At 60.7% G+C, this 19,434-nt stretch carries 18 protein-coding genes, 1 tRNA gene and 2 pseudogenes; 11 read left to right on the top strand and 10 right to left on the bottom strand.

Features of this window, described 5'->3' with window-relative positions; genetic code table 11:
* Positions 1-13: 13 nt before the first annotated feature.
* Positions 14-487, top strand: a complete 474-nt coding sequence (locus JS82_01600) for a pyruvoyl-dependent arginine decarboxylase (GenBank protein ID QHK16893.1) — start codon at positions 14-16, stop codon at positions 485-487.
* Positions 487-921: a hypothetical protein gene (locus JS82_01595; GenBank protein QHK16892.1), complete on the top strand. Its 435-nt coding sequence runs from the start codon at positions 487-489 to the stop codon at positions 919-921. Before JS82_01600 ends, JS82_01595 begins: the two co-directional genes overlap by 1 nt.
* Here the strand turns inward: JS82_01595 and JS82_01590 are convergent, their stop codons facing one another.
* A complete protein-coding gene (locus tag JS82_01590; protein QHK16891.1) occupies positions 922-1,638 on the bottom strand; it encodes a hypothetical protein in 717 nt (238 codons plus the stop codon).
* 24 nt (positions 1,639-1,662) lie between these two features.
* A complete protein-coding gene (locus JS82_01585) occupies positions 1,663-3,609 on the bottom strand; it encodes a phosphoadenosine phosphosulfate reductase family protein (protein ID QHK16890.1) in 1,947 nt (648 codons plus the stop codon).
* 175 nt (positions 3,610-3,784) lie between these two features.
* On the opposite strand from JS82_01585, the pseudogene JS82_01580 reads away from it, so the two are divergent.
* Positions 3,785-4,300, top strand: a pseudogene (locus JS82_01580) (Zn-dependent protease).
* A 217-nt stretch (positions 4,301-4,517) separates the two neighbouring features.
* On the opposite strand, the pseudogene JS82_01575 reads toward JS82_01580, so the two are convergent.
* Positions 4,518-5,959 (bottom strand): annotated as a pseudogene (locus JS82_01575) (FAD-binding protein).
* Between the two features lie 118 nt (positions 5,960-6,077).
* Positions 6,078-8,069, bottom strand: coding sequence for a hydantoinase/oxoprolinase family protein (locus JS82_01570; GenBank protein ID QHK16889.1), 1,992 nt, complete (start codon positions 8,067-8,069; stop codon positions 6,078-6,080).
* A 91-nt stretch (positions 8,070-8,160) separates the two neighbouring features.
* On the opposite strand from JS82_01570, the gene JS82_01565 reads away from it, so the two are divergent.
* Both JS82_01565 and JS82_01560 read left to right on the top strand, forming a co-directional pair.
* Complete coding sequence (locus tag JS82_01565; GenBank protein QHK16888.1) at positions 8,161-8,787, top strand: adenylate kinase; 627 nt, start codon at positions 8,161-8,163, stop codon at positions 8,785-8,787.
* Positions 8,788-8,885: 98 nt separating this feature from the next.
* Complete coding sequence (locus JS82_01560) at positions 8,886-9,299, top strand: hypothetical protein (GenBank protein QHK16887.1); 414 nt, start codon at positions 8,886-8,888, stop codon at positions 9,297-9,299.
* A gap of 1 nt (position 9,300) precedes the next feature.
* Here the strand turns inward: JS82_01560 and JS82_01555 are convergent, their stop codons facing one another.
* Positions 9,301-9,450: a hypothetical protein gene (locus tag JS82_01555; protein ID QHK16886.1), complete on the bottom strand. Its 150-nt coding sequence runs from the start codon at positions 9,448-9,450 to the stop codon at positions 9,301-9,303.
* Between the two features lie 352 nt (positions 9,451-9,802).
* Between JS82_01555 and JS82_01550 the strand changes: the two genes are divergently transcribed.
* The 3 genes from JS82_01550 to JS82_01540 all read left to right on the top strand — a co-directional run bounded on the left by JS82_01550 (position 9,803) and on the right by JS82_01540 (position 11,224).
* Complete coding sequence (locus tag JS82_01550; protein ID QHK16885.1) at positions 9,803-10,087, top strand: hypothetical protein; 285 nt, start codon at positions 9,803-9,805, stop codon at positions 10,085-10,087.
* A gap of 64 nt (positions 10,088-10,151) precedes the next feature.
* A tRNA-Gln gene (locus tag JS82_01545) sits at positions 10,152-10,227 on the top strand.
* Between the two features lie 70 nt (positions 10,228-10,297).
* Complete coding sequence (locus JS82_01540; GenBank protein ID QHK16884.1) at positions 10,298-11,224, top strand: radical SAM protein; 927 nt, start codon at positions 10,298-10,300, stop codon at positions 11,222-11,224.
* Positions 11,225-11,227: 3 nt separating this feature from the next.
* On the opposite strand, the gene JS82_01535 is transcribed toward JS82_01540, so the two are convergent.
* On the bottom strand, positions 11,228-12,199 hold the full coding sequence (locus tag JS82_01535) for a hypothetical protein (protein QHK16883.1): 972 nt from the start codon (positions 12,197-12,199) through the stop codon (positions 11,228-11,230).
* A gap of 126 nt (positions 12,200-12,325) precedes the next feature.
* Between JS82_01535 and JS82_01530 the strand changes: the two genes are divergently transcribed.
* Together JS82_01530 and JS82_01525 are read left to right on the top strand one after the other, a co-directional pair.
* Complete coding sequence (locus JS82_01530; GenBank protein QHK16882.1) at positions 12,326-13,483, top strand: DUF1297 domain-containing protein; 1,158 nt, start codon at positions 12,326-12,328, stop codon at positions 13,481-13,483.
* 9 nt (positions 13,484-13,492) lie between these two features.
* Positions 13,493-14,323 (top strand): hypothetical protein, encoded by an 831-nt coding sequence (locus tag JS82_01525; protein ID QHK16881.1) that lies wholly within the window; start codon positions 13,493-13,495, stop codon positions 14,321-14,323.
* Between the two features lie 138 nt (positions 14,324-14,461).
* Here the strand turns inward: JS82_01525 and JS82_01520 are convergent, their stop codons facing one another.
* Genes JS82_01520 through prf1 form a run of 3 tightly spaced genes read right to left on the bottom strand, consistent with a single transcriptional unit; the run spans position 14,462 to position 17,960 of the window.
* On the bottom strand, positions 14,462-14,959 hold the full coding sequence (locus JS82_01520; GenBank protein QHK16880.1) for a GNAT family N-acetyltransferase: 498 nt from the start codon (positions 14,957-14,959) through the stop codon (positions 14,462-14,464).
* A 2-nt stretch (positions 14,960-14,961) separates the two neighbouring features.
* Complete coding sequence (locus tag JS82_01515) at positions 14,962-16,725, bottom strand: arginine--tRNA ligase (GenBank protein QHK16879.1); 1,764 nt, start codon at positions 16,723-16,725, stop codon at positions 14,962-14,964.
* Positions 16,726-16,730: 5 nt separating this feature from the next.
* Positions 16,731-17,960, bottom strand: coding sequence for a peptide chain release factor 1 (gene prf1, locus JS82_01510; protein ID QHK16878.1), 1,230 nt, complete (start codon positions 17,958-17,960; stop codon positions 16,731-16,733).
* Between prf1 and pyrH the strand changes: the two genes are divergently transcribed.
* Positions 17,959-18,702 carry a UMP kinase gene (gene pyrH / locus JS82_01505; protein ID QHK16877.1) on the top strand — a complete coding sequence of 248 codons (744 nt, stop codon included), beginning with the start codon at positions 17,959-17,961 and terminating at the stop codon, positions 18,700-18,702. The genes prf1 and pyrH overlap by 2 nt on opposite strands.
* On the opposite strand, the gene JS82_01500 is transcribed toward pyrH, so the two are convergent.
* Positions 18,689-19,396, bottom strand: coding sequence for a hypothetical protein (locus JS82_01500; GenBank protein QHK18358.1), 708 nt, complete (start codon positions 19,394-19,396; stop codon positions 18,689-18,691). The two genes, pyrH and JS82_01500, sit on opposite strands and share 14 nt — an antisense overlap.
* Positions 19,397-19,434 lie beyond the last annotated feature (38 nt).

The raw sequence follows: 19,434 nt of genomic DNA, 5'->3' as shown, positions 1-19,434 counted from the left end.
GATAGGGACGGGCATGGAACTCGTACCCTCCAGATTCTTCATCACGCACAGCTCGGCGGTGAGCAGGACATCCGACCTCAACGCGTTCGACAGAGCGCTCATCTCCGCCGGGATCGGCGAGCAGAACCTCGTGTCCGTGTCCTCCGTCATACCCAAGAACGCCGAACGCGTCGAGATCTGCGAGATGCCCATGGGGGCCGTCACCCACTGCGTCCTGGCCCAGATGAGGGGCACCGAGGGCGAGACCATCGCCGCCGGGATCGCCTACGCCTACAGGAAGGACGGGAAGGGAGGATACGTCGCCGAGGGGCACATCCACGGCTCCGCGGACTCCCTGAAAGAAATCCTGACCTGGAAGATGAACGAGATGTCCGAGATCCGCGGCGTCGAGTTCGAGGAGATCCAGTTCGCCACGGAGGAGCTGGAGATCCCCCTGGACCACTACGGTTGCTGCGTGGCAGCCCTCGTCTTCACGGAGTACCGCTGATGTACGGGCTCACGCTCTGCGGGGTGTGCAGGAGACCCAGGATCGTCGACAGATCGAAATCGGAATCCACCTGCCCGTACTGCAACTGCGTCCAGAAGACCAAGGACCTGTCGTTCTACTTCGAGTCCCCCGACCAGGACGTGGTCCGCGAGGCGCTCTCCCAGGCGACCGGGTTCGTGCCGCCAGACATGGTCAAGAAGAAGCAGAGGATAGCCGAGGCGGACCCCTACTCCACCATGGTCTACAGGTACGAGCACTGCTCCGACCTGGAAGAGAAGATGACGATCCTCGCCGAGGGCCTTACGGCGATCAAGGGCACGTTCACGCTGGACGACGTTAGGGAGGTCGCAGGGGACCGCGCCGAGAAGATGGTCTCGGCCATGCTGGACCGCTGCATCATCTCCGAGGTCAGGGTCGGCGTCTACAGGGCCTGATCACTTCGGAAGGTCGTCGCGCTTCTTGCCCTCCATCTTGAGGACCTCCCTGACGATCTGGGGGAGGCGGATGAGCATCGTGCGGTAGTACAGCACCGCGCCGAACACCAGCGCCACGGCGGCGCAGACGTAGTACGCGACCATTCCCCCCAGCTCCCCTCCCTGGAGGAGGACGGTCAGGAGGATGTTGTAGATTATCAGCGGGATCATCGCCTGAAGGGCGAACTCCATCACCCTGTGCCTGGCGATGCCCTCTCCGACGGTCGTCCCGCACGCTCCGAGCATCAGGGACATGGACACGGAGATGAGCACCAGCACGATGACGGAGGCGTCGAACGTCTCGACCGTGCTGGCCGTGACGAACACGATACCCGTGGACAGCCCGCAGGACATGCCGAGGCCCAGGGCGTAGCCGTAGAACATGGAGTCCGATTTCCCCCTGAAGCGCTTCAGGTTCATCACCACGACCAGGACCATCGCCTCTATCGCGGCGAGGATGACCATGTACACCACGTTGGACGCGAAGCCCATGGCGATCATCGCGAAGAACAGGATCGATCCGGCGATCATCCCGACGACCAGCAATATGAAGAACGTGGGATCGCTGAAGAACGGCTGCTCGACCTTCGGATACGTGTAGTTGCGGACCCCCAGGTACATGAGGATCAACGCGGGACCTATGCCCAGCAGCATCGCGAGGCCGAATATCCAATCCATATGATTGGGATGTGTGGGGGTATTTTAATGCTTGCGGGAGGACCCATCGGACACCCCGTCCATCAGCTTGTCGTAGTAATGGACGACCATGCACGACCTCTCGCACCTGCCGCACGAGTTGCAGCGTTCCGGATCCACCCTCATGCCGCCGGATATGCGGATGGCTCTCCTCGGGCAGCCCTTCTCGCAGATCCCGCACTCGGTGCACATCTGGGCGCGTATGAGGGCCTTCACCGACCTCTCGAAGATCCTCCTGACGTTGCCCTCGTCAGGAGCGTTCACGGACACCTGGCCGCCGCCGAACAGCCTCGCCCTGCCGATGGGCAGCCTCAGCAGCGCGATCTCGTACTCGGCGTCGTACCTCACGTCCCCCACCGTGCGGAGGGCGTCGGCCACGTACGAGAAGTCCCTGGCGCGAGGGATCGTGACCACGGCCTCCATGGAGTAACCCCCCGCGGCACAGGACGAGGCCCCCTTCAGCATCTTCATGGCGGGTCCGGACGCGTTCTTCGGTCTCAGGTCCAGACGCATCTCCTCCGCCAGCTGGACCATCTTGGGCGGAAGGACCTTCCAACGCCAGAACCCCGAGTCCACGTACTCCTCCGGGAGACCCCTGGATTCGGCGTACCTATGCAGATGGTCCTCCCACCGGGAGTAGAGCTCCGGATGGATCCTCCCCGTGTTCCTCCATTCGCTCGACAGGCAGGAGGGGCACAGGTAGCACCCGATCCTCTCGAAGTCCCGGTCGTACAGCGGGTTGTAGCGGAGCCCGTGGGACAGGATGTACAGCCAGACCTCGGCGGCCGTCCATGAGCGGATGGGATTGAGGTTGACCTGGTTCGGAACGAAGGGGTTCCTGGTAACGAACCCTATGCCCGACCTGGCGTACGACTCCAGCCAGCGGTTCCCCTCCACCGTCACCGTCCCATCCGGGAACTCGTCGGCGATCATGTCGGTGATGGGTCCGAGCTTGCAGACCTTGCAGCACCAGCGGAAGTCCTTGGCGGGCGGTCCGAAGGCATCCACGTTGTCCCAGAACCCGTTCCCTCCGGAGGCGACGTGCAGCCTGCAGCCGTGATCCCGGGCGAATCCCCTGACGTACTCCACGGTCTCGGGGAACTCCAGACCGGTGTCTATGTACATGAGCTCGACCCCCTCGGCGGCCTGGGACGCCAGACCGTAGGCCGCCAGCGAGTCCTTGCCGCCGGAGAACGAGACGGTCACGGGAAGGCCCTTCGGGTTCTTCTCGGCGAGGAACACCCTGATCTCCTTCACGGCGCGCCTCTGCATGCGCCTGAGATGGTCGCGGTTGCAGGCGGTGAACGTCGACAGGTCGGCGTCCCTCACCTCGCGGGCGGGGGCCGGCTGGCCTATGTCACGAATCTTTATTGCGCGTTCGGCGGACTTGAGTGAGGAACTGTCCTCGAGAGCGATGCCGACGCCTATTCTCTGGCCCTTTCTGAGGATCAGGGAATCGCCCCTGGAGAACTCCCCGACGACGTCGTTGAGGTTCTCCCCCGGGATCGTCTTGCCCTTCAGATGGCCCGACATGCCCCAGAACCAGACCACGTTCTTGGTCGCCACGGGATTGAACATCTCGGCGCCCGGCTGCCTGATCTCCAGGACCATTCTGTCCAAGCGCATGTCGAACCTCGCGACGCCCAGTACGGAGCCGTCGGCGATGACCTCGTCGGTGCGGTCCTCTCCGGGAACCTTGTTGAGCCAGATCGACTTCCCCCTGAGGGGGGCGTCGGTGCCGAAGGCCTCGCGGAACAGGCTCAGGATCATGTCCACGCTATCGCCCATGCACGGCCTGATGTCCCCGGGGCTGTTGACCCTGAACTCCCTCCCTGAGGAACCGCAGACGGAGCAGGCCTCCCCCAGGAGGAGGGTGCCGCAGCTGTCGCACCATCTGTAGACCTCCTTGCCGTGGGCTATGTTCTGAGCCATCGTCGAAGGATTCTGCTTCATCTTTATATTGGTGAGCCTGTATCGACAGATCATGCAGGACCCGTACGACTACGAGATCCATGTCAACCCCGGATACGGGAAGAAGAGGTTCAGCAGCGAGGAGCTCAGAGACATATTCGTCTCCATCGTGATCCTCTCGATCGCGTTCCTCATCCTGTACCGCAACAACACCATCATGACATGTCTGGAATACCACCTGGGTGAGACCGGCAGATGGGCGGGGCTTTTCGCGATATGCCTGGTCCTCGTGGTGTTCTCGTTCCTCCTGCACGAGTTCGGACACAAGTTCGTGGCTCAGAAATACGGCATGTGGTCCGAGTTCAGGCTTTACCCGATGGGACTCATCCTCACGCTGATCACGTCGATGCTCGGGTTCCTCTTCGCGGCGCCCGGAGCCGTCTACATCCGCGGATACGCCGACATCGAGAAGAACGGCAGGATCAGCATGGCCGGACCGATCGTCAACATCGTCCTGGCGGCCATAGGGATCGCGGCTGTCATGACCATGAACGACAGCCCGTACTTCCTGGACGACCCGATGTTCCTGGTCATCCTGGTCTTCGTGATGCTGGCATCGCTCAACTCGTTCCTGGCGCTGTTCAACCTGATACCCATCGGCCCCCTCGACGGCGGCAAGATCCTGATGTGGAACAAGGGCATCTGGATCGCCATGTTCGCCATCGCGATCATAGAGGTCGTCTGCGTCTACATGGCGTTCGACATCTCCTACTATGCGTTCGCCAACCCGTTCGCCTGATGGCAGACCGATGCGTGGTGCGGAGATCCAGCTGGCTTTCGTCTCGGGAATCCGGAGCGGGCAGGCGGATCCATCGATGGACTGATACGCTGGAACTCAGACCTGCATCGATTGAGAAGGGGGTCGGGGGCATAGCCCCCAGGGTTTAGAATCACATGAAGTCTGGGCAGGGGTACCTCAGGTTCCTGAGGATGCCTCCCTCCCACTGCTCCAGCTTGCCGGGGTTGAGGATGTTCTCCGAGTCCATGGCCTTCTTGATGGCCCTGATGCTGGACATCTCGGATGCCCTCTCCTTCTGGAAGTTGGGCGCCTTTGAGATTCCGACACCGTGCTCCCCGGTGACCGTTCCGCCAAGCTCGATGCATGCGTCGAAGATCTCGTCGACGGCCTTGACACCCCTCTCCCACTGGTCCTTGTCGTAGACGTCGATGACCATCTTGGTGTGGAGGTTCCCGTCGGAGGCGTGGCCGTAGGTCGCGATGGTCACGTCGTACTTCTCTGCTATCTCCTGGAACGCCTTGACCGCCTTGGGGACCTGGGACACTGAGACGCCCATGTCGTCGGCGAGCGAGACGCAGGCGTAGCCGGGCTTCAGCGCGGAGAGCGATGTCATGACGGACTTCCTAGCGTCGGTCCACTGGGCCATGAGCTTCTTGTCCTTTGTGGGGATGACCTCGATCGCTCCGATCTCCTTGGCGATCTCCTCGACAATCGCGAGGTCCCTGTCTATGATCTCGTCCGTCTCTCCGTCGACCTCGACGATGCACAGCGCACCGCAGTCCGGGAGGGGTTCCCGCGTGCCTTGTTCACCGCGCTTATGCTGACGCTGTCCATTAGCTCGCAGGACGAGGGAATGAGGGGCTTGGCGATGATGGCCGAGATGCACCTGCCGGCGTCCTCGACCGTGTTGAAGCAGCACAGGCAGTTCGCCGCCTTCTTGGGCTTGGTTGTCAGCTTCAGGGTGACCTCGGTGATGATACCGAGCGTTCCCTCGGAGCCGCACATCAGACGCGCCAGCTGGTATCCCGAGGAGTCCTTGATGGTCCTGGTCCCGCAGCGGACGATCTCCCCGTCTGCCTTGACGAAGGTGAGTCCCATGACGAAGTCCCTGGTCGCCCCGTACTTGACGGCGCGCATGCCGGATGCGTTGTTCGCCACCATGCCTCCGATCTGGCAGGCCTCGGCCGAACCGGGGGACGGGGGGAAGAAGAAGCCGTACTTGGCGAGCTCCTCGTTGAGGTCGTTGTAGACGCACCCAGCCTCGACATCGACCCAGAGGTCGGCGACGCTGACCTTCTTCACCTTGTTCATCCTCTGCATGGCCATTACTATGCCGCCCTTGATGGGGACGGCCGACCCGCAGAGCCCGGTGCCCGCTCCGCGCGGGGTGACGGGGATCTTGTTGGCGTATGCGATCTTCATGACCTCGGAAACCTGCTCAGTCGTCCTGGGCTGGACGACGATGTCCGGGGTGTTGTGGAAAATGGATGCGTCGAAACCGTACGTGTACAGGACGGCGGGCTCGACGGAGTAGCCCTCCTTTCCGACGACTTTCTCGATCTGGTCGATGATGCTCTGATCCAAGATGGACACCTCTCTGAACTGGGGGACGATGACGACCCATGCTTTAATAGGTTGCGCGCGTGCGCGTCTTGTTTTCAGTGAGGTTTAGACGACCCGATGATGGTGCCGGACAGACATCTGGCACATGTCATCGGAGGAACTGTTTCGGCTTTCCGGCGGCGGTGATGCGCATCTCGACCTCGTCCAGGTCGCGTCCTCCCGGGAGGGTCATGTACAGATGGCGGTCGGAGTCGACTGAGACGCACACGTTCTCCGCGTTGCTCCTCTCAGCTGCCGCGACCACGTACTCCCTGGCTCTGGCCTCCTGGTCCGAGATCGCCTCCTCGATGCTGTCGTACCTGAACCTGCCCAGCTTGGAGAACGCCTCGTACTCCCCCTTGGCCTTCACCATCAGCATGGGCCTGATCAGGATGTCTATCGACTCCGAAACGGACGACGTTATCGCCCCTACGGCGTTGCCCACGTCGGAGTCCCCGTCGATGATCACATCCGTGCCGAACACCCCCGCCATCCACCTTATGTAGACTCCGGACGGCGCCCCGATCCCGATGATCGGCTTGTCCAGGGTCAGGGTGCAGTGGAAGTCCTTCCCGGGCGTGCCCGTGATGGACTTCATGACCATGTCCATGCCGGTCTTCCCGAGGTCCAGTTCTCCGGAGTCCTCGGTGAGCACGACCTTCGCCAGCTCCAGTGCCAGCTTGTTGCGGATGGCGTCACGGGCCTTTGCGATGAACGCCTCGGGCGACATGCCCGCGAGGGCGGCCATGTACGCCACACCCGCTTTGGATGCGTCAGCGTCGAATTCCGTGTATGTCCCGTCAGCGTGGAGGATGTCCGTGGGCGTCAACCCGATCCTCTGTATGAAACCGTAGCTCTCGAGGGAGGGGATGTTGAACTCGTACTCGTCGCGGCGCAGCTCCATTGCCGCCCCGCTCACGGTGTACGGTCTGGACGAAGCCAGTTCGAGAAGCTCGTTGTCGGCCTCCGTGACCATCGAGGGATCCCTCGGACGGCCTATCGTACGGAGGAACTCCGTCCTGAACACCTTGTTCTCCACGTTGACAGGCCTCATGTAGCGCGTCGGGAGGTTCGCATATACCGACGACAGGGACTCGGCCACATGTGGCCATCTCCTGGCGGCAACGCACAGCGGCATGACGCGGAGCGATGTAAGCACTATGCGTCCCTGGTTGACGACGATGCGGCTGTCCCCTCCGATGCCGGATGTGGCGATCTGGGCGGCCATGACCCTGGTCCTCTTGCCCCCGATCATGGCCCCCTCCGGATCCAGGCTGGGCCTTCCGTCGCGCAGGACCCCGATATCGGTGGTCGTCCCGCCCATGTCCATGACGACCGCGTCCCTGATGCCGGTCATGTGCATGGCGCCCATGAGGCTGGCGGCGGGTCCCGAGAGGATCGTCTCGACCGGCCTCTCCCTCGCCACGGCCCCGCTCATCATAGTGCCGTCCCCGCGGAAAATCATCAGGGGTGCGTGGACGCCCTTCTCCCCGAGGACCGCCTCGACCGAGCGTATCAGACCGTCCATCACCGGGATCAGCCTGCTGTTCATGATGCAGGTGGTCGTACGCTCGCTGAACCCCAGACTGGATGACAGCTCGTGCCCGCAGACCACCGGGACCCCGAGGATGTCCTTGGCCATCTCGCGGACCGCGTCCTCGTGCTCCGGATTGCGTATCGAAAGGTACCCCGACACGGCCAGACCGTCGATCCTCCCGCGGACGGACTCCAGAAAGCCCCTTACCGCGTCGACGTCCAGGGGCTCGTTCGGGTCCCCGTGGTAGTCGTGACCGCCCGCCACCCTGACGGAGTAGTCGGCATTGACGGCCCTGTTGTAATCGCCTCCTATGCAGACCAGACCGACCCTGCACCCCTTCCCCTCCACGACCGAGTTGGTCGCCAGAGTGGAGGACAGCGCGACGACGGTGACGTCCCTCAGGTACTCCTCGCCTATGCCCTCGATGGCTCCCCTTATTCCTATGCACAGGTCCTCGCGGGTCGTCATGGACTTAGCCTTGTCCAGGACCTTCCCCGTGTCCAGATCCATTATCACAGCGTCGGTGTAGGTGCCACCCGTGTCCATTCCCAATCCGATCTTCATCCGAAGCCCCTTTCTGAGGAACACTCCTGGATTTAATTGGATTCCGTCCCCCTCCCTCGTATTGATATATTATGAAGAACTCCGAGCCTCCATGAAATCCACGATCGTTCTTCTTGGACCCCCGGGATCCGGAAAAGGAACCCAGGGCGAGAAACTCAGCGACGAGCTCGGGTACACCAGGCTCTCCACCGGCGACATGCTGCGCGAAGCCGTCAGGAACGGAACCGACCTCGGGAAGAAGGCCAAGGAGTACATGGACTCCGGCGCCCTCGTGCCCAACGACCTCATCATCGGACTCATGAAGGAGAAGATCGCCCAGGCCAAGGGCGGAGTGATCCTCGACGGGTTCCCCAGGACCGTGGAGCAGGCCGACGCACTCGCCGAGCAGCTCGACGTGGACCTCGCCCTCAACCTCGACGTCGCCGATGAGGAGCTCATCAACAGGCTCACCAAGAGGCGCTCCTGCCCCGACTGCAACGCCGTCTACCACCTGATCTACAACCCCCCGAAGCAGGAGGGCGTCTGCGACAAGTGCGGAGGCAAGCTCTACCAGAGGGACGACGACAAGGAGGAGACCGTCCTCAACAGGCTCAAGGTCTACCGCGAGAACACCATGCCTCTCATTGACTACTACGCGAAGAAGGGAACCCTCGTCACCATCGAGGGTGTCGGAAGCATCGACGAGATCTTCGCCAAGGTCGAGAAGGCAGTCCAGTGATCAAATAGCCGGGGCGACGCCCCGGCCACCCTTACCGAAATAGACGGCAACGCGCTGTCATCCCATTTTTTAAAATCGTCCATGCCCATCGGCTCCGCATGAAGATGGAGAACGACCCCGGACTCGCACACATGTACGAGGTCCTCAGACAGTACGACGACGGCGTCATAAGGGCGGTCGCTGCCAGGAAGGCTGTGGAGATCGCCGAGCTGAGACTTGCCATAGGCGAGGACGAACCCACGAGGAACCAGGGTGCCCTCCTGAAGTATCTCGACGAGGATCGCATCGTCTACGAGACGGTCGCTTACATCCTCTCGATCCCTAGGGACAGGTTCGAATCCGAGATGGCTGAGATCGGGCCCGCCATGAACACGGACTTCACACCCGTCCCGCGCGCGGTCATGGACGCGTACAGGCGCGGACTGTCCGACCTGGACCTCAGGATGGAGGACAGAGCGGCCGGATACGTCGACGACATAATCGGAATCGTCAACGGCGGATGCGAGTACTGACTCACTGGGTCATCCTGGCGGCGATGTCCCTGAGCGCCAGGGCGACATCCTTCCCCATGTCCGTCAGATGGATGTTTACGGAGTTGCGCTCATCGATGGGGCTCTGCACGATGAGACCGCGATTCTCCAAGAGATCCAGCTTCTCGGGCATCCGGGGGTTGCGTGATACATCTCTGTAGATGTCCGACTTCCGACATCCGTCGTTGTCTAGAAGGTATATCATGGTCGATATGGCATGTTTTTCCTCAAGAACATCGATTGGGGCTCCCGAATCTAACATCATACGTCTTCGCCTTCTGAGTTGGATGTATCGTCCTATCCATTTGTATCTACAAACGTCCATTTCGTAGACGAATGGTGAGAAACCTAACGATTTGATAGATAAATAATTTAAGTTCAGAAAACTGAAATCATAGACATAACCCGATGCCCCCGATATGGCACTAGGCGCTGAGGAGATTCTGGGAAGGAAACATGTGATAACCTCCTTGCTGAAACTCCGCATGAGTGAGGAGATGACCCAGAGTGAACTCAACGAGTACATCTCCAACTGGAAGATGGTCAGGGACCGGGTCGACCTCCTGAGAGAGGGCGGTCTCGTAGAGGAACGCCTTGTGAGGGACGGCAGAATGGTGATGAAATACAGGCTGTCCCCGAGAGGGAAGTTCGTGTCGAATCTGCTCCTGATAATGGATATGACCCTGAAAGGCAGATATGAAGTCGGAGAGGACGGATTCGCAGAGATCGTCGAGAGGATCTGCGACGAGATGGACTCGAAAACCGATTGATGAAACCATGCATCGTCGAACGCCGATAATTTTAAGAACGATAACAGAATGCGGATGATTCGATAGCCTCGTAGTGTAGTGGTCAATCATGCGGGACTCTGGATCCTGCGACCTCAGTTCGAATCTGGGCGAGGCTACCATTTCTTCTCCCTACTAAGTGTCTGCGTGTCATCGCAAAACCCTAAATACGGTTCCCAAAATCACACCGGCATGGCCGTCAAGCAGTTCACGGGCTATGCTAAATGGTGGATTCTGTCCAAATGCGGGAGGAAGAACCCGCTTGTCATCACCATGGGCATAGGCTACGCCTGCAACCTCAGATGCAGACACTGCCACATAGACTCCATGCTGAAGGCCAATCCCGGGATCAAGGCCGCACAGACGTACGATGAGATCGTCACCGACCTTAGGGAGAGGTACGAGTCCGGTGCCAGGATAGCGTATTTCGAGGGCGGCGAGACCACCATCTGGAGAGACGGCGACAAGGACCTCGGCGACCTGATAGACGCTGCCAAGAGCATCGGATACTACAACGTGGGATACACCACGAACGGGACCACGGGGAGGATCTTCACTAACTCCGACGTCATCTCCGTCAGCCTCGACGGTCCGAAGGCCGTTCACGACTACGTCCGCGGCGATGGAGCATACGACAAGCTCATGGACACCCTCTCCGGCCTCGAATTCTCCGGCAGGGTGTACGCAAACATGGTCCTGCAAAAGGGCAACCTCGAGCATATTCGCGAGATTGTGGAGATCGTCAAATCCAACCCCCGCCTCGCGGGCATCGTATTCAACTTCATCACCCCGCCGCCGTACGAACTCCTCCCGACCCCCGAGGAGAAGAGGAGGGCCATCGACGAGATAGCCTCGCTCAAGAAGGAGGGCTTCCCGATCCTGAACTCCAAGAAGGGCCTGAAGCTCCTGGCCGAGGAGGATTGGGGATCCAGATGCCCCAAGTACCTGTCAGCGTTCACCATGCCAGACGGCTCCAGGAAGAACGGATGCCCCTCGGAGGGAACCGAATCGTGCAGGCACTGCGGCTACGACGCCGTCCGCGAGTACTACCTCATCGACCGTGGTTCCCCAGCCACCATCCTGGAGATGTTCCCTGTCTTCGCCAAATCCAAGAGCTGACACTCACCAGAAGACGACGGGGCCGACCGCCATCGTGCAGAGCGTGACGACCAGGAAGAGAACCTCCGTCAGCAGCGAGAACAGGAACGAGAACGGGATAATGGCGACATCCCAGTGCTCCCTGCGGGCGTCGATCACCCTGACCATCTTGACGGTAATCAGAAGGGTCGCGAAGAGCAGGACGTTCAGCAGGTTGTAGTAGCACATCAGCGCCGCCAGCACGTACGCGATGACCACCGCCGCCTTGATCGCCCTCACGGTGCCTTCCGTCCCGAGCCTGATGGACATGTTGACCTCGTGCATCTCTAGATGGACGTCGTTGGCCGACATCGAGTCGATGAGGCGCATCAGACCCACGATGATCCCGATCATGACCGAGAATAGAAGGATCTCCACGGTTAACGTGCCGGTTGCCACGTAGAACGAGCAGAAGCACATCATGAAGAACGATATCGCCACGGAGACCTCGCCCAGGCCCCTCGCCCCCAGGTTCACGGGAGGCGCGGTGTAGAAGAATGCCAGGGCGGCACCTATGAGCCCCAGGACCACGACGGACCATCCGCCGTAGGCGATCACCGGCAGTGCGACGATGACAATCAGGACCAAAAGGGCGGCCATGATCGCCTTCCCCTGCCTCTCGGTCACCAGACCGGTATCGAACTGGTTGCCCTCCCAGTACACCCTCTTCACGGCATCTGAGGTCATCAGGTTGTCCCTTGTCCTGGACTTCCGGTCGTTGACCTTCTTGTCCACGCCGGACTTGTGGTCGAAATAGTCGTTGGAGAAGTTCACGAACAGTGCCAGCAGAAGGACGGCCACGGGTATCAGGACCATTATGTGCCAGGGTACGTCGTAAGGCACCGCGTAGACGACACCGCACACGGATGCCAGGAGGAACGGGATCGTGTAACTGAACCTGAAGATCAGATTCACCCTCGTCAGCATCGACAGTTCGTCCATGCTCGGCTGGTCCATGGCGTCGCCAGTGCCTCGATGTATTTGTAGGTACTTGCAGACGCCTCCGAAAACCGACAGGCATGCTGTCCCGCGCGCGCGAAGTTATTATTACAACGGAGTAGATGGCCTAGCCAGTGATTCAACATGATCAGCAGAGACGAGGTACTCGGCAACCTTGAGAAGTACAACCTCAAGGAGGCCAAAGTAGGTGTAATCGCCTCCCACTCTGCCCTCGACACCTGCGACGGAGCCGTTTCCGAGGGATTCAGGACCGTCGCGGTCTGCCAGCAGGGCAGGGACGCAACGTTCTCCAAGTACTTCAGGTCCCAGAGGGACGCCCAGGGCAACCTCATCAGGGGCGTCGTGGACGAGCCCGTGGTTCTGGACAAGTTCAACAGCATCCTCAAACCCGATGTGCAGAGGAGCCTGATGGACAACAACGTCCTCTTCGTCCCCAACAGGTCCTTCGTTTCCTACTGCGGGATCGACGCCGTCGAGAACGACTTCGCCGTCCCCATGGTCGGAAGCAGGAACCTCCTGAGGTCCGAGGAGAGGGGTGACGAGCGCGACTACTACTGGCTGCTGGAGCAGGCGGGGATGCCCTTCCCCAAGAAGGTCGAGAAGCCCGAGGACATCGACGGCCTCACCATCATCAAGGTCCACCACAAGGTGAAGAAGCTCGAGAGGGGATTCTTCACCGCCAAGGACTACGACCAGTTCGTGGAGAAGTCCAACGAGCTCATCGCCCAGGGCGTCATCGAGGAGAACTTCCTCGAGCACGCCAGGATGGAGCAGTACATCATCGGACCCGTGTTCAACCTCGACTTCTTCTACTCCCCTCTCGAGGAGAAGGGCGAGAAGATCGAGCTCCTGGGAATCGACTGGAGGTTCGAGAGCTCCCTCGACGGATACTGCAGGCTCCCCGGCAAACAGCAGGTGGAGCTGGAGGAGGACGGGATCATCCCCGAATACACCGTGTGCGGACACAACTCCGCCACCCTGAGGGAGTCCCTCCTGGACAAGGCCTTCGGACTCGCTGAGAAGTACGTGGCCGCCACCAAGAAGTTCTACGATCCCGGAATCATCGGCCCGTTCTGCCTGCAGACCTGCGTCGACAAGGACCTGAACTTCTACATCTACGATGTGGCGCCCCGCATCGGAGGCGGAACCAACGTCCACATGTCCGTCGGACACCCCTACGGGAACACCCTGTGGAGGACAAACATGTCTTCCGGAAGGAGACTGTCGATGGAGATCCGCAAGGCGATAGAGCAGGAGCGCGTCGAGGAGATCATCACCTGAGGCGAGCACATGAACTGCAAACAGATCATCGCCGTCTCGGCGGTCGTCCTCTTCGCCCTGATGCTGGTGCCCGTCGCGGATGCCGCGACCATCGAGAACAGCCCCAGCGGGACCGTCGAGGTCGACAACATGAACGGAGGGGGATTCGACTTCACCCTCCAGAGCGACAACAGCTTCGAACTCACGGTGACCATCACCGAGAACGGCAGGGAACTCTCCGTGCAGACCTTCAACGTCACCCCCGGAGAGAACGTCATCCACGTCGACCTCGGCATGATGACCTCGGTCGGCAACCACACCATCAGGGTCGAATGCACACCTGCGAACGAGATGGAGGGAGGACACGGGTTCAACGTGAACGTCGAGGTCACCCAGAACATCCTGTCCAACTGGGCCGTCTACGGAGCCATCGCCGTCGTCGTCATCATCATCGTGATCTTCGCATACATCAAGATGCGCGACACCCCCAAGGTGAAGCCCGAGATGACCTTCGAGGAGCTCGAGGCCCAGAGGAAGGCGGAGATGGCCGCCAAGGCCGACAAGAAGCAGAAGAAGGAGAAGACGCCCGCACCCACCACCGAGAGGAAGAGGTACGTCGCCAAGTCCGAGGAGCAGCCCAAAGCGGCCGAACCCAAGGTCGCGGAGGAGCCGAAGGTCAAGGAGTCCAGACTCCTGGAGAGGAAGGAGAAGGCGCCCAAGATGACCTTCGAGGAGCTCGAGGCCCAGAAGCAGGCTGAGAAGGCCAAGAAGGCCGCCGACAAGGAGAAGAAGAAGTCCTCGGACAAATCCGAGAGGGAGAGATACCTCGAGGAGAAGAGGAAGAAGAAGGAGCAGGAGTGATCCTCCCTTGAAACCGGACGGGGTGCGCCCCGTCCATCTTTTTTGTCTTCGTTTCACAGTTTCCCGGAATCCTGCAGTCTTCCGAGATATCGAAAAGGAAGATGGCCGCGCCGACGAGAACGTCGGCACGGCGTTTGTTCAGAGTTTGAGATTGGGATCGTTCAGGTCCATCAGCGCGACCTCGCGCCTGTCCATGAAGAAGCCCAGCTTCTTAAACATGAGGATGGAGGGGGCGTTGTTTGGCTGGATCATCGCATGTGCCACACCGGCGCCCTGCTCGCGACCGAGCCTGACGCACTCCCTGAGGAGCTGGTATCCGACCATGTTCCTGCGGAAATACGGATGGACCCCCATGTTCTCGATCCAGAGCAGGTTGTCCTCGTCGGCGATGTGGTGGAGCATCTGGGCGAAGATGAATCCCACGATCTCCCCGTCCTCCTCGGCAACGAGACTGAGGCCGCTGTCGAGGTACGCCTTGAAGTGGTTCCTGCTGCTGGCCCCGAGGTTGTCCTTCCACTCCTGCGGGAGGTCCTCCCACTTGTTCTCCAGCGTCTCGGCGAAGTACTCGCGGATGCAGGAGAGCTCCAGCTCGCGGACCTTCTCGATGTCCCTGATCCTGACGGGACGGATATCCATGCTCACATCTCCTCGGGAGCGCCCATGCCCAGACAGTCGAGGACATCCGCCAGGACGGTCTTGGTGCACTCCACCAGGGTCAGCCTGGCATCCCTGCGGGGACCGGCGTCGAGAACGGACACGGCAGCGTAGAACTGGTTGAAGGCTACGGCGAGCTCATGTCCGTATGCAGGGAGCATGTGAACCCTCTTGCCGTCACCGGCCTCCCTGAGTACCTCCCCGTAGCGTGCGAGCTTCTTGACGAGGTTGACCTCCATAGGGTCGGTGAGCTTGCTGGGATCGGTGTCGCGCTGGTACTCCCCGGCCTTCCTCAGCATGCTGCATGCCCTGGCATGGACGTACTGGAGGTACGGTCCGGAGTTGCCGTCGAAGTTGAGCGCCTCGCTCCACTTGAACACCAGCTGCTTCTCGGGCTGGACACGGACGATGTTGTACCTGATCGCGCCGGTTCCGACGATGCGGGCTATCTCCCTCATCCTCTCCTCGGTCATGTCCGAGTTCCTGGTCTCCACCCTCGACTTGATCTCGTCGTAGGCATGGGCCACGGCCTCGTCGATGAGGTCGTCGAGATAGACGACCACACCCTTGCGGGTGGACATCTTCCCCTCTGGGAGGGAGACGAAGGAGTAGAACAGGGGTTCGGGCATCTTGTCGTGTCCGAGGATCTCCAGAACGGAGCAGAGCTGCTTGGAACCCAGCTTCTGGTCCTCCCCGAGCACGTCGATGACGCGGTCGGACCTGGAGAACTTGTCCAGATGGTACGCGATGTCACGGGTCGTGTACAGCGTGGTTCCGTCGGACCTCGTGAACGTGAACTTGGTGTTCTTCCCCTGGATGCCGAAGTCCTTCAGATCGACGTACCACGCACCGTCGTCGGTCTGTCCGGCATAATCCGAGACCTTGAGCCTCTCGACGACATCCCTTGCGGAGCCGTCCGCGATGAAGTCGGACTCCCATGTGTACCTGTCAAGCGTGACGTTGATGTTCGCCAGGGTCTCCCTCAGGCCTCCGAGCATGATCTCGGCGGTGTGGCGGACGGTGTCGATGACCTCGCGGTCCCCGGCCTCGAACCTCCTGAGCATGTCGGCGATCTGCGCCTGGACGCCGGGATCGCTCTCCATCATCCTGTTGGCGACCCTGTACTTAGCGACCAGCCTGTGGTCTGTCTTGTCCCTCTCCTTCTCGTGGCCGGCGTTCTTGGCGTGCTCCTCGGCCTCGGCCTCGGCGACCTCGTCGGAGACGTTGTTGACGCCCCACGTCAGGATGACGACCTGCTTCCCCACGTCGTTCACGTAGTACTCGGTGGTGACCTCGTGGCCGCATCTCTTCAGGCATCTCGCCAGGGTGTCCCCGATGATGGGGTTCCTGGCCCTGCCCACGTGGATGGGCCCGGTGGGGTTGGTGGATGTGTGCTCCACATTGACCCTCTGCCCGGTCGGCTCCGCGTTGAAGCATTCGCCGGACGCGATGATGTCGTCGAGCACTCCCTTGACGAGCGCCGCGCCGTCCATGCAGAAGTTGAGGTAGCCGTTGCACGACGAGACGGAGGACACGAGCCCGGAAGGCTCGATGGCCGCCGCCAGCTCGTCTGCGATCGCCTGAGGGGCCTTCCTCAGGGCCTTGGACATCGTGAAGCAGGGCACCGCCAGATCGGCTGTGTCCACTGACGGCAGCTCCGTCACGAACTGCACGTCCGCGCCCATTGCTGCCAGAGCGTCCGCGACCTTCGCGCGGACCTGGTTCTCGAACTCGTTCATTACGGACATTTCATTCACACCCTGTACCTGAGAATCGCCGCGATACCTCCGAAGGCCTTCAGGAGCATGTCACCCTCCTCCGAGTCGGGGGAGATGATCTGGACGCGGGTGTTGAACGCGTCCGCCCTCATGAAGAAGTCGTCGATGAGGTCCTCGTCCTTGACGACAGTCGCCGTGGCACCGCATTCGGGACAGGCGATCCTCTCGTCCGGGTCCTTCACAGTGAGCTCGTGCTCGTGTCCGGAGGGGCACTGGACAGTGACCCTCCTCTTGCTGAGTGACTCCGAGATCAGGAGCATGTCCACTGCGCCCATGTCCAGCGCGTTGCGGACCTCGTCCTCCCCGTAGCAGGAGAGACCTCCGTCGGTCTTCCTGATCTCGGTGAAGAGGCGCTGCATGTACTCCTTCTCCTTCGTGAGCTGCATGTCGGTGATGATGTTCTGGGCGTTCTGCACCAGCTCCCTGAGACCGGACTCGTCCGTGTACCCCGTGTCGACGAGGGGGGTGACGACTTTCTTCCTGAGCTCATGGTGCAGGTACTCCTCCTTGACGAAGAAGTCCTTCGTCGCCCCGGGCCCTCCCACGAGGATGCCCAGGAGCTCGGGCCTGTTGAGGAAGACCTCGGTGGCGTTGTCCGCGACCTTCTTGAAGAACTCGTGGGCCGCGATCTCGATCAGCCTCTCGAAACGGACCGAGGACTGACCTCCCTGGTGGTGCTTGCTGGGGACGAGCGAATCGAAGTGCTTCAGGACCTGGATCCTGCTTCCCATGAGCAGACCCAGCGTGGCCTCGGACCTGTCGATGGTTATGAGCCCGTAGCACTTCTTGTCTAGCATCATAGACTGGAGCGGGTCTGTGAAGAACGTCGAATCGCATCTGTAGAGGAACGCGGTGATGGGTTCGGGCGGATTGATGACGTACTGGACCATCTTGGTCTGGTCGCCGGCCCTGGGGACCTCCCCGCAGAAAATCACGACACCATTCTCTGGCGGTGCCTTGTACGTTTTGAGTCGAGCCGCTATCGAGTCGATGGCGCTGGTGACGTTCTTCATCGTAGTCTTGGACTTGATGTTGGACGCCTGGGACTGCTCGTTCCTCAAATACGCCATGACGTCGGAGATCTGCTTGTTGCCGGGGATGTAGACCGAGATGAGCTCGGTTCCCCTGCCCCTGTAATTGGTGATCTCCTGCATATCCTTCTTGAAGTCGTATCTGGCTTTGTCCTCTGAATTGGTTTCTCCCATGACTTCACCAACATTTTTATGTCAAGTCCCATTCTTATTTAACATATTGGTGTGTGGTCAAACGGACAGCGTAGTCGTCTCGATAGGCGGGTCCATTCTGGTTCCCGGGAACAACGATGCCGAATACATAGCCAGACTTGCGTCGATGCTGAAGGAGCTGTCCGGAAGCGTCAGACTCGCAGTGGTCTGCGGAGGCGGGAAGACCGCCAGGTACTACGCCGAGACCGGTCGCGAGCTCGGAGGCGACACCTATCAGCTGGACATCCTCGGCATAGGCGCCACCAGGCTCAACGCGCAGTTGCTGGCACTCGCCCTCGGCAACATGCCCGACAAGGTGCCTGAGACTGCCGAGGAGACCGCATCCAGGGCCGAGGTTGGAAGGATCGCCGTCATGGGCGGGACCGAGCCCGGACACACTACGGACGCCGTCGCCATGATGGTCGCGTCCTGCATGGACGCCGACAGGGTGGTCAACGCCACTTCCGTGGATGCGGTGTACACCGACGACCCCCGCAGCAATCCGGACGCCGTCAGGATCCCCGAGATGACGATAGAGAGGCTGGGCGAGATCGTGTATAAGGAGCACGGAGCGTCCAAGTCAAGCGTCTTCGACCCCCTGGGCGTGAAGATAGCCGCCGAGAAGAGCATCGACATCATGATCGTCGACGGCAGGAACCTGGACGAACTCAGGAAGGCCATCCTGGGCGAGAGGTTCGACGGAACGTTCGTCAATTCCCATTGAGCGGCTCGAAGTCCGCCGACTTGGGCGTGTCGTAACCCGCGGACTGCACCAGCCCCTTCACCCTGTGCTCCTCGGGACCCTTCATGGACTTCCTGTGGATGTACACCTGGTCTGTGCCTGTTGCCCTGCATGCGTCATCGAGCATGCGCAGGAAGTCCTCGTCGTCCCTTCCCTCGAACTGGTAGACCGGCAGCATATGGCCCATGTTGACCTTGCGCGAGAGTACCAGATCCGTGAACCTGGGGGCGTAGTGCCCGCCGCCGACACCAACGACCGTGGGATACTCATCATGGGGCTCCATATCCGTGATGACCCTCGCGAGGACCTCCGCGGAATGGATGTCGCCCCAATGCGACTCGTCGCTTCCTATCTCGATGTAGAACGTCGGCCTCTCCATCCAAGGCCCGTGGTGGGTGACCTCGAAGCATGTCTGTATCCCGGGCACGTCGTTGTATGCGACGATCCTCCTCAGCGCGTCAGACATCAGCGCCGGCGAGGGTCTGACCAGGGTCTCCGCCCTTCCACCGTACTCGTTGCCGTGATAGTTTCCGATGGGGTGGGCCGTGAGCGCGGGCTTGCCGCTCTTGGCGGAATGCTTGGACATCACGACCACATCGTCCACCCTGATCCCGAAATCCTCCGCCTGGCGGTCGATGTCGTCGTGGCGTATGTGCATGTCGTCGATGGAGACCATGTAGGTGTCGCCGCATACGCTGAAACGGGCGCCGTCCT

Source organism: Methanomassiliicoccaceae archaeon DOK (assembly GCA_009911715.1).
Classification (GTDB): domain Archaea; phylum Thermoplasmatota; class Thermoplasmata; order Methanomassiliicoccales; family Methanomethylophilaceae; genus Methanoprimaticola.
The sequence above is the reverse complement of the archived record's forward strand: the minus strand, read 5'-3'. Positions and strand labels throughout refer to the sequence as shown.

What these genes read in the sequence shown, in the direction of transcription:
- JS82_01600 (QHK16893.1), top strand. Translation starts at nt 14, where the DNA reads ATGGAACTCGTACCCTCCAGATTCTTCATCACGCACAGCTCGGCGGTG.
- JS82_01520 (QHK16880.1), bottom strand. Translation starts at nt 14,959, where the DNA reads ATGGATATCCGTCCCGTCAGGATCAGGGACATCGAGAAGGTCCGCGAG.
- JS82_01595 (QHK16892.1), top strand. Translation starts at nt 487, where the DNA reads ATGTACGGGCTCACGCTCTGCGGGGTGTGCAGGAGACCCAGGATCGTC.
- pyrH (QHK16877.1), top strand. Translation starts at nt 17,959, where the DNA reads ATGACTTCACCAACATTTTTATGTCAAGTCCCATTCTTATTTAACATA.
- JS82_01535 (QHK16883.1), bottom strand. Translation starts at nt 12,199, where the DNA reads ATGGACCAGCCGAGCATGGACGAACTGTCGATGCTGACGAGGGTGAAT.
- JS82_01570 (QHK16889.1), bottom strand. Translation starts at nt 8,069, where the DNA reads ATGAAGATCGGATTGGGAATGGACACGGGTGGCACCTACACCGACGCT.
- JS82_01515 (QHK16879.1), bottom strand. Translation starts at nt 16,725, where the DNA reads ATGTCCGTAATGAACGAGTTCGAGAACCAGGTCCGCGCGAAGGTCGCG.
- JS82_01590 (QHK16891.1), bottom strand. Translation starts at nt 1,638, where the DNA reads ATGGATTGGATATTCGGCCTCGCGATGCTGCTGGGCATAGGTCCCGCG.
- JS82_01565 (QHK16888.1), top strand. Translation starts at nt 8,161, where the DNA reads ATGAAATCCACGATCGTTCTTCTTGGACCCCCGGGATCCGGAAAAGGA.
- JS82_01500 (QHK18358.1), bottom strand. Translation starts at nt 19,396, where the DNA reads ATGGTCTCCATCGACGACATGCACATACGCCACGACGACATCGACCGC.
- JS82_01530 (QHK16882.1), top strand. Translation starts at nt 12,326, where the DNA reads ATGATCAGCAGAGACGAGGTACTCGGCAACCTTGAGAAGTACAACCTC.
- JS82_01525 (QHK16881.1), top strand. Translation starts at nt 13,493, where the DNA reads ATGAACTGCAAACAGATCATCGCCGTCTCGGCGGTCGTCCTCTTCGCC.
- JS82_01555 (QHK16886.1), bottom strand. Translation starts at nt 9,450, where the DNA reads ATGCCCGAGAAGCTGGATCTCTTGGAGAATCGCGGTCTCATCGTGCAG.
- JS82_01585 (QHK16890.1), bottom strand. Translation starts at nt 3,609, where the DNA reads ATGAAGCAGAATCCTTCGACGATGGCTCAGAACATAGCCCACGGCAAG.
- JS82_01540 (QHK16884.1), top strand. Translation starts at nt 10,298, where the DNA reads ATGGCCGTCAAGCAGTTCACGGGCTATGCTAAATGGTGGATTCTGTCC.
- prf1 (QHK16878.1), bottom strand. Translation starts at nt 17,960, where the DNA reads ATGGGAGAAACCAATTCAGAGGACAAAGCCAGATACGACTTCAAGAAG.
- JS82_01560 (QHK16887.1), top strand. Translation starts at nt 8,886, where the DNA reads ATGAAGATGGAGAACGACCCCGGACTCGCACACATGTACGAGGTCCTC.
- JS82_01550 (QHK16885.1), top strand. Translation starts at nt 9,803, where the DNA reads ATGAGTGAGGAGATGACCCAGAGTGAACTCAACGAGTACATCTCCAAC.